This window comes from Promicromonospora sp. AC04 (genome assembly GCF_003058225.1).
Taxonomy (GTDB): Bacteria; Actinomycetota; Actinomycetes; order Actinomycetales; family Cellulomonadaceae; genus Promicromonospora.
The window spans coordinates 67,975-83,018 of the sequence record NZ_QBUG01000009.1 but is presented as its reverse complement, the minus strand read 5'-3'; the positions used below and the strand labels follow the sequence as shown (position 1 = coordinate 83,018).

The following is a 15,044-nucleotide window of genomic DNA, read 5'->3' as shown; positions in this document are numbered from 1 at the left end:
CCGCCGTACCCTGGACCGGTGAGCACAGTCCTCGGTGGGCCGACCGCGCCCGGTGCGCGCGGCGCCGTCCTGCGCCGAACCGGTGACGCGCTGCTCCCCGAGGAGTGGCTGCCCCTCGCGGCGGCGCACGCCGAGCGTGCGGATGCGCTCACCGCGGTCTGGCGCGCGGCCCGCGCGGCCGGCCGCAAGCACGCGATCGAGGACTTCCTCTTCACCTACTACCCCACGCGGATCGCCCACCTGCGCCGCTGGCACCCGGGCGTGGGCGTCGCCCTCGCGCTGCCCGACGGCGGGGACGTGCCCGGCGCGGGAGCGTCCGACGCCGGAGCTGCCGCCGACGGACCCGATCCGGACGACCGCACCTCGTGGCGGTGGCACAGGACCACCCGGTCCGGCGGCACGGCGCATGACGCCGTCGCGCCCACCACCGGCGCGCTCGACACCGGCGCGCTCGACACCGGGCCGCTGGACACGGTCAGGCCGGACGCCGGCGCGCTCGAAACCGTCACGCTCGACACCGAGGCGTTCCTCGTCGACCGCGGCGACGCCGTGCGGTACGTGCGCGACCTGCTGTCGGCGACGGTGTCGCGCCCGGGAACGTTCGGCTGCTTCGGGCTGCACGAGTGGGCAATGGTCTACCGAGACCGGGAGGCGGGCCGCGACCAGCGGCACCCGCTGCCGCTACGGCTCGGGCACGCCGGCACCGACGCCGTCGTCGAGGCGAACCCCGTCCGCTGCTCGCACTTCGACGCGTTCCGGTTCTTCACGCCGGAGGCGACGTCGCGCAACGAGCTCCAGCCCACGCGCGCCGCGCAGGTCGGCATGGAGCAGCCCGGCTGCCTGCACGCCAACATGGATCTCTACAAGTGGTGCCTCAAGCTCGGCCCCGCCGTGCCCGGGGATCTGCTGCTCGACGCGTTCGAGCTGGCTCGCGACATCCGGTGGACCGATATGGCCGCCTCCCCGTACGACGTGTCCGGGTACGGCGTCGCGGCCATCGAGATCGAGACGCCGCGGGGCAAGGCGGAGTACGTGCGGCGGCAGCGCGACTACGCGAGGCGGTCCGACGGTCTCCGTCATCGGCTCGTCGAGGTCTGCGACACGGCGCTCACCACCGCCCGTTAGGGACCCTGCGCGTACGTAGTTGCCCTACTTGTCGCCAGGACCTCCGCTTTCTAGCGTCGAGACAGCACTTCAGCACGGCCACACCCAGCACACAGGAGTACTCCAGGAAATTTCCAACTTCACATCACGAGGTGAGCCCCATGAGAGTCACCGCACTGCGTACGCCCGCCGCCAGAGTCGTACTCGGCGTCTTCGCCGTCCTGGCCCTGACCCTGGCGGCGCTGGTCGCCGCACCGAGCGCCCTGACGCCCACGGCCGAGGCCCACGGCTGGGTCGTCTCTCCCCCGAGCCGGCAGGACCATTGCGCCAAGCGGACTGTGAGCTGGACCTGCAACGGCGTCGAATGGGAGCCGCAGAGCGTCGAGGCTCCGAAGGGGTCCATGCTCTGCTCAGGAGGCAGCCGCTTCACCACGCTCGACAACGGCTCGCTCGCCTGGCCGCGCACGAGCATCAGCAGCACCCACACCTTCCAGTGGACCCTCACGGCCTTCCACCGCACTCTCAGCTGGGAGTACTTCGTGGACGGGCAGCTCTTCAAGACGGTGAACGACAACGGCGCCACGCCGCCCGCGACCGTCACCCACACGCTGTCGGGCCTGCCGAGCGGCAATCACACGATCCTCGCCCGGTGGAACGTGTACGACACCGCCATGGCGTTCTACGCCTGCATGGACGTGAACGTCGGCGGCGGCAGCAGCGCGAGCGCGGGCACGACCGCGGTCGACGCCGAGCGGCAATCGAACGCAGGAGGACGCCTGCTGGCGGCGCACCTGTGAGGGCTGGCGCACACCTGTGAGGGGCTGCCTCGGCAGCCCGTGAGCAACACGCAGGCAACACGAACGGCTGGTGTCCGACGTCGGACACCAGCCGTTCGTGCGTTCTCCGAGGCCGGCTTCGAAGCCGACCTGGAGTCCGACTCCGAGGCTGGCTCCGAGGCCGTCTGAGCCGACTGCGACGCCGAATCGGGGGCCGACTCGGGGGCCGACTCGGGGGCCGACTCGAAGGCTGAGCGGAGCGTCCAGCCGAGAAATACGGGGAACCGCGTACGAATTCACCCTCATTGTCAGCAAAGCGAACATTTCCTAGGTTCGATGACCACAGCAAATTTCACCCGGCGCGGCCGGCCCACACCTTCGGGCCGAACCCGCACCGCGAGCCCACGCCCGCAAGACGGAAGGCAACAACCGTGAATCGTGCACGCTCAGCCAGCCCGCAGACCCGACTCCTGCTCTCCGCCCTCGCGACCATGGCACTTGTGGCGGCGTTCCTCGTCGCCACCCCGAGCGCGCTGCTCCCGCAGGCACAGGCCCACGGCTGGATCACCAGCCCGCCGAGCCGCGCGGACCACTGCGCCAAGGGCACCGTCAGCTTCGACTGCGGCGGCCTCCAGTACGAGCCACAGAGCGTCGAAGCCCCGAAGGGCTCGATGGAGTGTTCCGGTGGCAGCTCCTTCACCGTGGTCGACAACGACTCGCTCCCGTGGCCGCGCACCACCATCAGCGGCGACACCACTTTCCGCTGGCAGCTCACGGCACAGCACGCCACATCGACGTGGGAGTACTTCGTGGACGGCCAGCTCTTCAAGACCGTGGACGACGGCGGCGCCCAGCCCGGCGCGACCGTCGAGCACACCCTGACCGGCCTGCCCGCCGGTGACCACACGATCTTCGCCCGCTGGAACATTGCCAACACCGTCAACGCCTTCTACCAGTGCGTCGACGTCACCGTGACCGGCGCCGCCGCGGCGGACGCGGACGCAGAGCAGCTTCCGACCGTCCTGGGCGCGCGGGGCACCTTCAGCGCCGTCTGACCCAGCTCAGGCCGACCAGCTCTGGCCGAGGCCGGGTGCCCGACGCCGATCCGCGCGCCGGGTGCCCGGCCTCGCCGTGTTGCCCAGTGCCCGCGAGCGCCTCGAATCAGGAGCACTTTTTCACCCGCTCTATGGGAGGATATTCCTGTGTCGAGCGCGCTCGTCGGCATCGGTCCGACGCCCGTCGAAGTACCGCCCGTCGTGCATACCCTGGCCGGAAGGCTACGGTCCGGGGCGACGGTGGTTCCCGTGTGGCGCAACGAGTACGGCGGTCTCACGGTCCGGCTCGAGGGTCGAGGACGAGTTCCAGGCCCCGATCCGGTGGGCAGGTCCGCGCGCTGGTCCGATCCCGCGCATGCTCGACGCCTGTCCCAGCTGAACGCGGCGCAGCGCAGCTCGGCCGAACCGAACACCGCAAGGCCCAGCACCACAAGACCCGGCACGGCGGGGACGAGCACCGCTAGACCCAGCACAGCGGGGCCCAGCCCCGTGAGTCGGAACCCGGCAAAGCCGAACGGCCCGAGCTCGTACCTCAAGTGGGTCCCCCACGCCGCGGCCTGCCCGGATCCGGTCGCCGAGGCCGACCGTCTGATCTGGGCCGGCTCGTTCACCGACGTCCCGCGTGTGCTCGACGTCGGACGCGACGCGCGCGGCTCCTGGCTGCTCACCGAGGCCGTGGAGGTCGACGGTGCGGTGGCGACGTCGGCCATCGAGCCCCGGTGGCGCGCCCTGGCGAAACGCTCGGCGATCGCCGTCGGCGTGGGGCTGCGCCGCTTCCACGATGCGCTTCCCACGGACACCTGCCCGTTCGTCCGCACGGCGCAGATGCGCGTCACCGCGCTCGCGACCGACCCGACGGCTCCGCTGGCCGCGACGGAGCGCGCCGCGATCCGCACGGCCCTCGGGAGCCCGCCGCCGGTCGACCGGTTCGTCGTGTGTCACGGCGACGCCACGGTGCCGAACACGCTCCTCGACCATGTCGGCCGGTTCGCGGCCCACGTCGACGTCGGCGACCTGGGCGTGGCGGACCGCTGGTCCGACATCGCGGTCACCACGCGCAGCGTCACCCGCCGCTACGGCCCCGGCCTGGAGCCGCTGGTGCTTGCCGCGTACGGCGTCGCGCCGGACCCCGAGCGCACCACCTACTACCGAGCCCTCTGGGATGCCGAGGAAGCAGTCCGCGCACGACGCGGAGCATCGAGCTGACCATGGTTGTCCTGGCCGCGACGACGTACCCCTAGGAGCTCGGTCGGGTCCGCGGTCGAGGACTCCGGCGTCTTCGCAGGTAGGGACGTACTCGCTGGCGTGTTGGCGGGCATGTTCCGACCCTGCCGTGGCAGACCCACGGCGTCGTCGGCCATATGGGCGATCTCCTGCGAGTCACGTACATCGTTCGGAGGAGGTCCAGCCGAGCACGCCTGCCTCACGAACACGGAATTCACCTCGTGGTTGCGCAGCTCGTTCTGACACCCTGGCCCCATGACGATCCCCACCGAAGCGGTCACGGTGCCCGACGTCGTACGCGAGCTGGCCGGCGACGGGCTCATCACGCCGGCCTGGCGCAACGAGCTGGGCGGCCTCACGTTCCGAGTCGAACCGAGCACCGGCCCCGCGGCGGCGCAGGAGAGCGCGTACTTCGTGAAGTGGATGCCCTTCTCGGACCGGGCCACGACGGAGCGGGTCGACCTGGCGAACGAGGCCGCGCGGATGCGCTGGGCCGAGACCTGGACGCCGGTGCCGCACGTCCTCGACGTCGGCTCCGACGAGACGGCGAAGTGGCTGGTCACGACCGCGATGCCCGCGCGCTCCGCCGTCGACCCTCGATGGCTGGCCGAACCCGAGACCGCGGCCCGGGCCATCGGGGCCGGGCTCCGAGCGCTGCACGACGTGCTGCCGGTCGACGAGTGCCCGTGGACCTGGAGCATCGAGGACCGGATCGCCGTCGCCGACGACCGCGCGGCCCGGGGCCACGCCGCCGACGGGTGGTCACCCGAGGCGCGGGCGCGTCTCGCGGACGCACCGGAGCACGACCGGCTCGTCGTCTGCCACGGCGACGCCTGCGCGCCCAACACGCTGCTGGACGACGACGGCGCGTGGGCGGGGCACGTGGACCTCGGCGGGCTCGGCGTCGCCGACCGCTGGGCCGACCTCGCCGTCGCGACCTACAGCCTCGGGTGGAACTACGGCCCCGGGTACGACCACCTGGTCTACGAGGGGTACGGGATCGACGAGGACCCGGACCGGGTCGCCTACTACCGCCTCCTGTGGGACCTGGGGTGAGCACGACCGGGATGCCTGAGACGAACGGCGCTGATATGCACGCAGCTGAGATGCCCAGGACCCCGAGACTGCTGGTCGTGACCGGGCCGCCCGGCTCGGGCAAGTCCACGGTGTCCGAGGCCCTGGCCGACCGCTGGGAGCCGAGCGTCCTCGTCGAAGGCGACGCCTTCTTCCGGTTCCTGCGGCGCGGGATGATCCAGCCCTGGCTCCCGGAGTCGCACGCCCAGAACGACACGACGGTCCGCGCGGCCGCGGCCGCGGCGGGCGGTTTCGCCGCCGGCGGCATGGCCGTCGTGTACGACGGCGTGATCGGCCCGTGGTTCCTGCCGGCTTTCGCGCGGCTGACCGGCGTCGACGTGATCGACTACGTGGTGCTGCTGCCGCCCGTGGAGACCTGTCTCAAGCGCGTCGAGACGCGCACGGGCCACGGGTTCACGGACCTCGACGCCGCCCGGCACATGCACGACGACTTCGTCCGGGAGACGGCGTCCGACCCGCCCGGCGCCGTGCTGACCGACCTGCCGGACGACGTCGCCGGGGTGGCCGACGCGATCATCGCGGCCATGGCCTCGGGTCGGACCCGCTACACCGTCGCCGCCTGATCCGCGCGACGGGCTCGGTGGGCGGCCTGGGCGTTGCGGTTGCTGCAGGTCGTGGAGCAGTAGCGGCGCGACCTGTTGCGGGACAGGTCCAGGACGATCCCCTGGCAGTCGCTGTCGGCGCACACCGCGAGGCGGGAGAGCTCGTCGTCCCGGATCACGTCGACCATCGCCATCGCCGTCTCGACCAGGATGCGGGTGGCGAGCGGCGCGTCGGCGGGCACGGCGTGGATGTGCCAGTCGGCCGGCGGGTGCCGCACGAGCTGCGGTACCGCCCCGGCAGCGGCCAGCATCTCGTTGACGAGGCCGACGGCCGAGTCCCGGTCGGCGGTGAGCAGCTCACGCAGCCGCGGCTGCAGCCCCAGCACCTCGTCGAGCTCGGCCTCGGTGCGGTCGTGCCGCCCCGTGTAGCCCTGCCCGACGAAGAACGCGTCGAGGTCCGCCACCGTCTCGATCGTGACCGGCGGCTCGCCCGCGTTCACGAGCACGACGGCGGCCTGGAGCGACTCCTCGGTGTCATGAGTGAAAACCACGTTGACACATTACTCGCTCCACCCGTAGCGTCAGGACCCATGGGCGCTGTGACACCTGACATCAACGGGCCGGTCCCCGGCGGGCCGAGCCTCGGCGGGCCGGCGCCGCGCGGGTTCCGCGGGTTCCGTGCCGTCCGGTCCGGACCGTCGCGCCACCTCGCCCTGGGCCTGGTGTTCGCCGGCGCCTCGGCCGTGGCGTTCAGCCTGTCCGGGGTGTTCGCCAGCGGACTCCTGGACACGGGCTGGAGCCCCGGCGCGATGGTGCTGGTCCGCGTGGCGATCGCCACGCTGGTGGTGCTGCCGCTCGGCATCGTGTCGCTGCGCGGCGACTGGCGGCCGGTCCGCCGCAACCTCGGGCTCATCGCGGTCTACGGCGCGGTGTCCGTCGCGGGCTGCCAGTTCGCCTACTTCTCGGCGGTGCAGCACATGCCCGTCGGGCCGGCCCTGCTCATCGAGTACACGGCGCCGGCCGCCGTGGTGCTCTGGTTCTGGCTCCGGCACGGTCAGCGCCCGACGAGGGCGACGATCGGCGGCACGCTGCTCGCCGCCGTCGGCCTCGTGCTCGTGCTGAACCTGGTCTCGGGCGCCCCGGGCGCCACGGCCGTCGACCCGGTCGGCATCGCCTGGGCCCTGGTCGCGATGCTCGGCGTCTCGACGTACTTCGTCATCAACGCGAACGTCGACACCGGCCTGCCGCCGCTCGCCCTGGCGGCCGGCGGCCTGACGACCGCGACCGTGGCCCTGGGCCTGCTCGGCATGACCGGGCTCATGCCGCTGGAGTACAGCACGGCCTCCCCGGTCTACGCGGGCACGGCGGTGCCGTGGTGGCTGCCGCTGGTCGGCCTCGGCGTCGTCACCGCCGCGTTCGCCTACGTCGCCGGCATCGCGGCGGGACGGCTCCTCGGCCCGCGGCTGTCCTCCTTCGTCGGGCTCTTCGAGGTCGTCTCCGCCATCGGCTTCGCCTGGCTGCTGCTCGGCGAGCTGCCGCAGCCGGTCCAGCTCGTGGGCGGCGTGCTGATCCTCGCCGGCGTGATCGCGGTCCAGGCCGGCGAGAAGCGGGTCGACGCCGCCCCCGCGGACGACGAGCCGGACGCCGTCGCCCGGACGACCCGCGCGTAGCCGGACGACCGGCGGACATCGCCGCCCCGCTTCACCCGCCTGCAAGAATGGGCAGCACCATGACCGCGCCCTCCTCGACAACGTCGACAACCTCGACCGCCCCCTCCGCCACCGACCGGCCCGCCTCGTCGTCGGGCGCCCCGAAGCCCGCCGGGACCCTGATCCCGTACCTACCCGCGCCCACGGGCAAGGACCCCGACCCGGACGTCCTGTTCGAGAAGTTCGGCGAGTGGGCCGCGGCGGGCGGGCGCGCGCTCTACCCGCACCAGGAGGAGGCCCTCCTGGAGGTCATGACGGGCTCCCACGTGGTGCTCGCGACCCCCACGGGTTCCGGCAAGTCGATGGTCGCGATGGGGGCGCAGTTCGCCGCTCTGGCCGCCCACCGGTCCGGGCGCGGCGGTCGCACCTACTACACGGCCCCGCTCAAGGCCCTGGTCAGCGAGAAGTTCTTCGACCTGGTCGCCGCCTTCGGCTCGAAGAACGTCGGCATGATGACGGGTGACTCCGCCGTCAACCCGGACGCCCCGATCATCTGCTGCACCGCGGAGATCCTCGCGAACCTCGCGCTGCGCCGCGGCGACGCCGCGGACGAGACCGACACCGCCGCGGACGACGACGCCATCGCGCAGGTCGTCATGGACGAGTTCCACTACTACGGCGACCCGCAGCGCGGCTGGGCCTGGCAGGTGCCGCTGCTGGAGCTCACGAACACGCAGTTCATCCTGATGAGCGCCACCCTCGGTGACACCACCCGCCTGCGCGAGGACCTCGAGGAGCGCACCGGACGGCCCGTCGCGGAGGTCGCGGGCGCCGAGCGCCCCGTGCCGCTCACCTTCTCCTACGTGGTGGAGCCGCTCACCGAGGTGATCCAGGAGCTGGTGACCACGCACCGCGCCCCGGTGTACGTCGTGCACTTCACGCAGAAGGACGCCGTCGACCGGGCGCAGTCGCTGCTGTCGATGAACGTCTCCAGCAAGTCCGAGAAGGAGGCGATCATCGCGGAGATGGGCGCCTTCCGGTTCGGCACCGGGTTCGGCAAGATCCTGAGCAAGTTCCTGCGGCACGGCGTGGGCGTGCACCACGCGGGCATGCTGCCCAAGTACCGCCGCCTCGTGGAGCGCCTCACGCAGAAGGGCCTGCTCAAGGTCGTGTGCGGCACCGACACGCTCGGCGTCGGCATCAACGTGCCGATCCGCACCGTGCTCCTGACCAGCCTCGTCAAGTTCGACGGCGAGCGCATGCGCCACCTCAGCGCGCGCGAGTTCCACCAGATCGCGGGCCGTGCGGGCCGCGCCGGGTACGACACCGTGGGCGAGGTGCTCGTCATGGCGCCCGAGCACGTCATCGAGAACCGGAAGATCCTGGCCAAGGCCGGCGACGACCCGAAGAAGCTCAAGAAGATCGTGCGCAAGAAGGCGCCGTCGGGCTCCGTGAACTGGACCGACGCCACGTTCGAGCGCCTGCGCGACGCCGATCCCGAGCCCCTGGTCTCCCAGTTCCGCGTGAACCACGCGATGGTGCTCAACGTGCTGGCCCGCGCCTCGGCGCGCTCGGGCGGCGACGCGGGTGACCCCGTGGACGCCATGCGCCACCTCCTGACCGCCAACCACGACTCGGAGACGCAGCAGGCCGAGCACGTGCGGCAGGCGTTCCGCATCTACCGCTCGCTGCGGCTCGCGGGCGTCGTGGAGAAGGTCCGGGTGCCCGACGGCGACGGCCGGCTCCGCCCGTCGGCCCGCCTCATGGTGGACCTCCCCCGCGACTTCGCGCTGAACCAGCCGCTGTCCCCGTTCGCCCTGGCGGCCATGGACCTGCTCGACGTCGAGAGCCCGACGCACGCCCTCGACGTCGTCTCCGTCATCGAGGCGACCCTCGACGACCCCCGCCAGGTGCTCATGGGCCAGCAGAACCGGGCACGCGGCGAGGCGGTCGCCGCCATGAAGGCCGAGGGGCTCGAGTACGAGGAGCGCATGGAGCTGCTGGAGGAGGTCACGTGGCCCAAGCCGCTGGCCGACCTCCTGGAGCCGGCGTTCCAGACCTACCGCCGCACCAACCCGTGGGTCGCGGACGCCGAGCTGTCGCCCAAGTCCGTGGTGCGCGACATGGTCGAGAAGGCCATGACGTTCGCCGAGATCGTCAGCGTGTACGGGCTGGAGCGCACCGAGGGCGTGGTGCTGCGCTACCTCGCCGACGCGTTCCGGGCCGTGCGCCAGGTGGTCCCCGACGAACACCGCACCGAGGAGGTGCAGGAGATCATCGAGTGGCTCGGCGAGCTCGTGCGCGGCGTGGACTCCTCCTTGCTCGACGAGTGGGAGCGCTTGGCCAACCCCGTGGACGACGACGCCGACCTCGTGACGGACGGCGAGCTGGCCGACGCCGGTGCCGAGGCGCCCGCCCGGCCCGTCACCGGCAACCCGCGCGCGTTCCGGCGCCTGGTCCGCAACGCGATGTTCCGCCGCGTCGAGCTGGTCGCCCGAGAGGCCTACGGCGGCCTGGCCTCGCTGGGCGGCGGCTGGGACGCCGACACCTGGGCCGATGCCCTGGACCCGCTGTTCGACGAGCAGGGCGACGACGCCGTCGGCTTCGGCCCGGAGGCACGGTCCGCAGGGCTGCTGACGATCCTCGAACCGGGTGCGGAGCTGCCGGGTCGCGCGAACGACGGCGAGACGGGCGACGGCGAGACCGGCCGCGTCGAGCCCGGCACCTGGTGGGTGCGTCAGGTCCTAGACGACGCCGACCGCAACCACGACTGGGCCATCACCGCGCGCATCGACCTGCCGGCGAGCGACGAGGCCGGGGAGGTCGTGCTGACGGTGGTCGACGTCGGTCAGATCTAGGCCCGCCGACGAGGCCCGCCGACGAGGCCCGCCGACAAGGCCCACCGACAAGGCCCACCGACAAGGCCCACCGACAAGGCCCACCGACAAGGCCCGACGGCCAGGCCCGACGGCCAGGCCCGACGGCCAGGCCCGACGAACGACCCCAACACAGTGCACGCGACACGCCGACGACAGCGTGCACTGTGTTGGGGTCGTTCGTCGGGCCTCGCCGGTCAATCCCGTCAGGTCCTGGATCCACACCTCCGATTTACCGTCTATTTACCTTATTGCGGCTTTGGCATAAACTCCGGTTATTAGAGTTCCGGTCAGCAGCGCCCGCATGGGCGCTGCCTGGACACAGGAGTGCCAATGACGACGCACCTGCGCTATCCCGACCACCGCCTCAACCCCCTCATCGCCGCCGGCCTCAGCGCGTTCAGCCTGCTCGCCGGCGTCCTGATCACCGCGGCCCCTGCGACCGCGGCCCCGGCGTCCGCGGCGCCGTCGGCCGACGCGCCGGCAGTCAACGCACCATCGACCAGCGCACCAACGGCCGCCGACGGCCCCGGCGTCGGGACGCCGTGGGTTGTCACCCTCGGCGACTCGTACATCTCCGGGGAGGCCGGCCGCTGGGCCGGCAGCTCGAACGCCGACTACCGCCGTGCCGACGCGCTCGGCTCGCACGCCTATCACGACAACCCCGCAGGTACGGGCGAGACGATCGCCGGCTGTCACCGCGCGTCGTCGGCCGAGGCCCACATCGGCGGCGGCGTGAACGGCCTCAACCTTGCCTGCAGCGGGGCAACGACCGCCACCTCGGCCGGCTCGAGCTTCAAGCCCGGGATCGACTTCTACGCCAGCGGCGGGAACAAGGGCCAGGCACTCATGCTCCAGGAGGCCGCCACCACCAGGAACGTCCGCATGGTCGTGGTCTCGATCGGCGGGAACGACTTCGAGTTCGCGAGCGTCGTCCAGTCCTGCGTGGTCAACTTCCTCACCTCGCCGTCCTGGTGGAAGAACTACTGCCACGACGACGACTCGGTCGAGGACAACTTCACCGCCGCCAACGTCGCCGCCGTCCGGTCCCGGGTGGTCGGCGCGCTCCGCAACGTCGCCACCGCCATGAGCAACGCCGGGTACAGCACCTCCCAGTGGACGCTCGTGGTCCAGACCTACCCGTCACCCGTGCCGAACGGCTCCGGGATCCGGTACTCCGAGTCCGGGTACACCCGCCAGTCCACGGGCGGGTGCGGCCTGTGGAACCAGGACGCCGACTGGGCCAACTCGACCGCGCTGCCCACCATCAACGGCGCGCTGCTGGGCGCCGCGTCCGACGTCGGGCTGCCGAACGTCCGCACCCTCGACATGACGCACGCGTTCGACGGCAAGCGGCTCTGCGAGAGCGGCGTCGGGCTGTACGAGGAGGTGGGGCTCGCGAGCTGGCAGTCAGCGGGCGCCGTCGACCGGACCGAGTGGGTCAACCAGATCCGGACGGTCACCACGATCGGCGACTCGCCGTACTACGTCCAGGAGTCGCTGCACCCCAGCTACTGGGGGCAGCTCGCGATGCGCAACTGCCTGCGCCAGGTCTGGAACGGCGGGACCCCGCGCAGCGGGAGCTGCACCGTCGGCAACCTCGGAGCGGCCAAGCTCACCCCGACGGGCGAGCCGTCCATGCTCCTGAGCCCCCTAGACAAGGGCTGACCGCAGACTTCGCCACACCCCGGTTCGGCGACTGCAGACCTTGATGCGGATAAACACCCTGTAACCGCAACCAGGTCTGCAGTCGCCGAATCGGGCGCTGTGAAGTCTGCACTCGGCAGCCGGGTTGGGGGTCAGGCGGCCAGGCCGGCCAGACCGCGGGCCAGGGTCGCGAGGCCACCGATATAGGCGAGCGCCACTAGCACCTTGCGCGTCGCGCTCGCCGAGACGCGCCCGGCCAGCAGCTCGCCCAGCCAGACCCCGCCGAACAGGGCCGCGGCCACGATCAGCCACGCCCACCAGGGAAAGGCCGGCAGCACGACGTCGCCCACGGTCACCTTTGCCGCGATCGCGGCGAGGGCGTTGGTCATGAAGAAGGGTTGCGCGGTGGCGGCGAACCGCCTGGGGTCCCAGCGGTCCAGCACCGAGTAGACGGCCAGCGGCGGTCCGCCGATGCCAGCGGCCACGCTGCCGAACCCGCTCGCGACGCCGGTCACCAGCAGGGGCCACCTGGCGTTCTCCGAGAACGGCCTGCGCGCGCCCCGCAGCCGGCTGGTGACCAGGGCGAGCGTCATCGCGAGCACGACGACCAGCCCGACGGTGACCTCCAGCGCGGCCGAGCTCGCGTCCCGCATCAGGAGCGCCGCGGGCACGCTCGTCGTGACCGACGCAGCGGCGAGCCACGCGTAGCGCCGCCAGTCCACGCCGCGCAGCATCCGCCACAGCACGACCAGCGCCATCACGGCACCGACGGCGTTGACGAACAGCACGCCCTCTCGCGCCCCGAGCAGCAGCACGATGAACGGGCCCGCCACGAGGCCGAACCCCATCCCCGCCACCCGCTGGAGAACGCCGCCGACCAGGATTGCGAGGACGAGGAGCGCGAGCACGCCCTCACGGTACGTGAACCGAACCCGACCGTTCGGGCCGGGAATACGGGCCGGGAGTACGGGGCGGAAGTGCCGGACAGGACGCCGGGCGAGGACAAGCCGGGAAGGAGCGCGGAAAATCAGGCGGCGCGCGGCCGCGGACCCGCCAGAATGAAGCGGTGACCAAGAAGAGCAAGTCCGCGCACGGCGGCACCCAGGCAGTCGTGGCCCTGGAGCGGGCGGGCGTGCCGCACACGCTGCACCCGTACGAGCACGACCCGTCGAGCGGCATCGGCTACGGCATGAAGGCGGCGGAGGCGATCGGCGTCGACGCGCCGCAGGTCTTCAAGACGCTGCTGGCCGACGTCGACGGGAAGCTCGTGGTCGGCATCGTCCCCGTCGACCGCAAGCTGGACCTCAAGGCCCTGGCCCGGGCCGCGGGCGGCAAGAAGGCGGCGATGGCCGAGCCCGCGGCGGCCGAGCGCGCCACCGGTTACGTGGTGGGCGGCATCTCGCCGCTGGGGCAGAAGACGCGGCACACGACAGTGGTGGACGAGTCCGCTGAGGCGTACGACGTCGTCTACGTGTCCGGGGGCCGGCGCGGGCTCGACGTCGGCCTCGCGCCGGCCGACCTGCTGACCCTGACGGGCGGGACGACGGCGCCGATCGCGCGGGACTGAACGCCGGCCCGACCGTCGACGGCCGCGGCAACGGCCCGAGCCCTCGACTCAGGGCTCGGGCTCGCCGCCTGGATCAGGCCGCGGCGACCTGCTTGCGGTAGGTCGGCAGCAGGGCGTCGCTGGGGACGATCTGCTTGCCGAGCGGCATGAGTGAGACCGGGATGAGCTTGAGGTTCGCCCAGGCCATCGGGATACCGATGATCGAGATCACCAGCGGGATCGCGGTGATGATGTGCCCCAGGGCGAGCCACCAGCCGGCGACGATCACCCAGATCACGTTGCCGATCAGGGCGAACACCCCGGAACGCGGGCTCTCGACGACCTCGCGCCCGAACGGCCACAGGGCGTATCCCGCGATGCGGAAGGAGGCGATGCCGAACGGGATGGTGACGATGAGCAGGCAGCAGATGATCCCCGCGAGCACGTATCCGAGCCACAGCCCGAAACCCGCGAAGATGACCCAGATGATGTTCAGCAGCGTCTTCATGGGTCCATCCTTCCGTAGTGCGGCGGGCCCGCGGTACCCGGAACCTCCCTGATCCGACCCTGAGACTCCGCGGGCGAACGCGCAACCGCATCGCCATGCGGAAATAGACTCGCCCCGTGCCCGACCAGTCCCAGCCCTCCGCATCCCAGCCCCCGGCCGCCGATCCAGCAGCGGCCGCGCCGGCACCCGGCTCGGTCGCGGAACGGCTCGCGGTCGTCCGCCACCGCATCGCCGCGGCCGCCGACTCCGCCGGGCGTGACCCGGGCGACGTGCGGCTCCTCGTCGCGACGAAGACGCAGACGCCGGACGCCGTGCTCGAGGCGCTGGCCGCGGGCGTCGACCTGATCGGCGAGAACCGCGTGCAGGAGCTCGTCGCGAAGGCGCCCACGGTGGCAGGCCGGGTCGCGGCCGGCGCGCTGCAGGTCCACATGATCGGTCACCTGCAGCGCAACAAGATCAACCAGGTGCTGGGCACTGCCACGGGTCTGGAGACGCTCGACTCGCTGGACCTCGCCCAGGCGATCTCGGGCCGTTGCGTGCGCGACGGCCGCACCGGCACCCGCGCCCTGGAGGTGATGGTGCAGGTCAACGTGACGGGTGAGGCGAGCAAGTCCGGCGTCGGGCCCGACGACGCCGTCGCGCTCGCCACCGCCGTCGCCGCCCTCCCCGGCCTCCGCCTGACCGGGTTCATGACCATCGGAGCGCACCTGGGGCCGGCCGAGCCCGCGACCGAGCAGACCGTCCGCGCCGGGTTCGCCCGGCTGCGCGCGATCCGGGACGAGGTCCTGGCGTCGGGCGCACCCGGGACCGGCTCCGCGACCGAGCTCTCGATGGGCATGACCGGCGACCTGGAGCTCGCGATCGCCGAGGGCGCGACGATCGTGCGGGTGGGCACGGCGGTCTTCGGCCCCCGGCCCGTGCCCTGATCGCGCGCGTCGAGCGCCGCGCCGCGAGGTGACCGCCACCACTCTTTGAGCCAGGTCACAGACGTACGGGCGGCCGGAGGACTACCGTCTTCGGGT

The 15,044-nt window shown here is 72.1% G+C and carries 14 protein-coding genes; 11 read left to right on the top strand and 3 right to left on the bottom strand.

Going from position 1 to position 15,044, the window contains the following annotated elements:
* Positions 1–18 precede the first annotated feature (18 nt).
* The 6 genes from C8K30_RS21910 to C8K30_RS21885 all read left to right on the top strand — a co-directional run bounded on the left by C8K30_RS21910 (position 19) and on the right by C8K30_RS21885 (position 5,817).
* Positions 19–1,125, top strand: a complete 1,107-nt coding sequence (locus C8K30_RS21910) for a 3-methyladenine DNA glycosylase (RefSeq protein ID WP_369940801.1) — start codon at positions 19–21, stop codon at positions 1,123–1,125.
* Positions 1,126–1,265: 140 nt separating this feature from the next.
* Positions 1,266–1,901, top strand: coding sequence for a lytic polysaccharide monooxygenase auxiliary activity family 9 protein (locus C8K30_RS21905; RefSeq protein WP_108495029.1), 636 nt, complete (start codon positions 1,266–1,268; stop codon positions 1,899–1,901).
* 410 nt (positions 1,902–2,311) lie between these two features.
* On the top strand, positions 2,312–2,935 hold the full coding sequence (locus tag C8K30_RS21900) for a lytic polysaccharide monooxygenase auxiliary activity family 9 protein (protein WP_199230629.1): 624 nt from the start codon (positions 2,312–2,314) through the stop codon (positions 2,933–2,935).
* Between the two features lie 489 nt (positions 2,936–3,424).
* Positions 3,425–4,141: a phosphotransferase gene (locus C8K30_RS21895; RefSeq protein WP_158281093.1), complete on the top strand. Its 717-nt coding sequence runs from the start codon at positions 3,425–3,427 to the stop codon at positions 4,139–4,141.
* A 273-nt stretch (positions 4,142–4,414) separates the two neighbouring features.
* Positions 4,415–5,215: an aminoglycoside 3'-phosphotransferase gene (locus tag C8K30_RS21890; protein ID WP_108495026.1), complete on the top strand. Its 801-nt coding sequence runs from the start codon at positions 4,415–4,417 to the stop codon at positions 5,213–5,215.
* A gap of 77 nt (positions 5,216–5,292) precedes the next feature.
* On the top strand, positions 5,293–5,817 hold the full coding sequence (locus C8K30_RS21885; protein ID WP_158281092.1) for an AAA family ATPase: 525 nt from the start codon (positions 5,293–5,295) through the stop codon (positions 5,815–5,817).
* Here the strand turns inward: C8K30_RS21885 and C8K30_RS21880 are convergent.
* Positions 5,799–6,347, bottom strand: a complete 549-nt coding sequence (locus C8K30_RS21880; RefSeq protein WP_108495024.1) for a CGNR zinc finger domain-containing protein — start codon at positions 6,345–6,347, stop codon at positions 5,799–5,801. The genes C8K30_RS21885 and C8K30_RS21880 overlap by 19 nt on opposite strands.
* A 39-nt stretch (positions 6,348–6,386) precedes the next feature.
* Here C8K30_RS21880 and C8K30_RS21875 point away from each other — a divergent pair, with 39 nt between their 5' ends.
* From C8K30_RS21875 to C8K30_RS21865, 3 genes are all read left to right on the top strand, one after another.
* The gene (locus tag C8K30_RS21875; RefSeq protein WP_233257362.1) at positions 6,387–7,466 is read left to right on the top strand and encodes a DMT family transporter; all 1,080 of its coding nucleotides are present in this window, start codon (positions 6,387–6,389) and stop codon (positions 7,464–7,466) included.
* Positions 7,467–7,525: 59 nt separating this feature from the next.
* Positions 7,526–10,303 carry an RNA helicase gene (locus C8K30_RS21870; RefSeq protein ID WP_233257361.1) on the top strand — a complete coding sequence of 926 codons (2,778 nt, stop codon included), beginning with the start codon at positions 7,526–7,528 and terminating at the stop codon, positions 10,301–10,303.
* Positions 10,304–10,654: 351 nt separating this feature from the next.
* Positions 10,655–11,989: a hypothetical protein gene (locus C8K30_RS21865; RefSeq protein WP_233257360.1), complete on the top strand. Its 1,335-nt coding sequence runs from the start codon at positions 10,655–10,657 to the stop codon at positions 11,987–11,989.
* Positions 11,990–12,120: 131 nt separating this feature from the next.
* On the opposite strand, the gene C8K30_RS21860 is transcribed toward C8K30_RS21865, so the two are convergent.
* On the bottom strand, positions 12,121–12,876 hold the full coding sequence (locus tag C8K30_RS21860; RefSeq protein WP_108495022.1) for a sulfite exporter TauE/SafE family protein: 756 nt from the start codon (positions 12,874–12,876) through the stop codon (positions 12,121–12,123).
* 158 nt (positions 12,877–13,034) lie between these two features.
* On the opposite strand from C8K30_RS21860, the gene ybaK reads away from it, so the two are divergent.
* Positions 13,035–13,535 carry a Cys-tRNA(Pro) deacylase gene (ybaK, locus tag C8K30_RS21855; protein WP_108495021.1) on the top strand — a complete coding sequence of 167 codons (501 nt, stop codon included), beginning with the start codon at positions 13,035–13,037 and terminating at the stop codon, positions 13,533–13,535.
* A gap of 73 nt (positions 13,536–13,608) precedes the next feature.
* On the opposite strand, the gene C8K30_RS21850 is transcribed toward ybaK, so the two are convergent.
* Entirely contained in the window at positions 13,609–14,022 is a 414-nt protein-coding gene (locus tag C8K30_RS21850) for a YccF domain-containing protein (RefSeq protein ID WP_108495020.1), read from the bottom strand.
* A 116-nt stretch (positions 14,023–14,138) separates the two neighbouring features.
* Between C8K30_RS21850 and C8K30_RS21845 the strand changes: the two genes are divergently transcribed.
* On the top strand, positions 14,139–14,948 hold the full coding sequence (locus C8K30_RS21845; RefSeq protein ID WP_108495019.1) for a YggS family pyridoxal phosphate-dependent enzyme: 810 nt from the start codon (positions 14,139–14,141) through the stop codon (positions 14,946–14,948).
* The last annotated feature ends 96 nt before the right edge of the window (positions 14,949–15,044 follow it).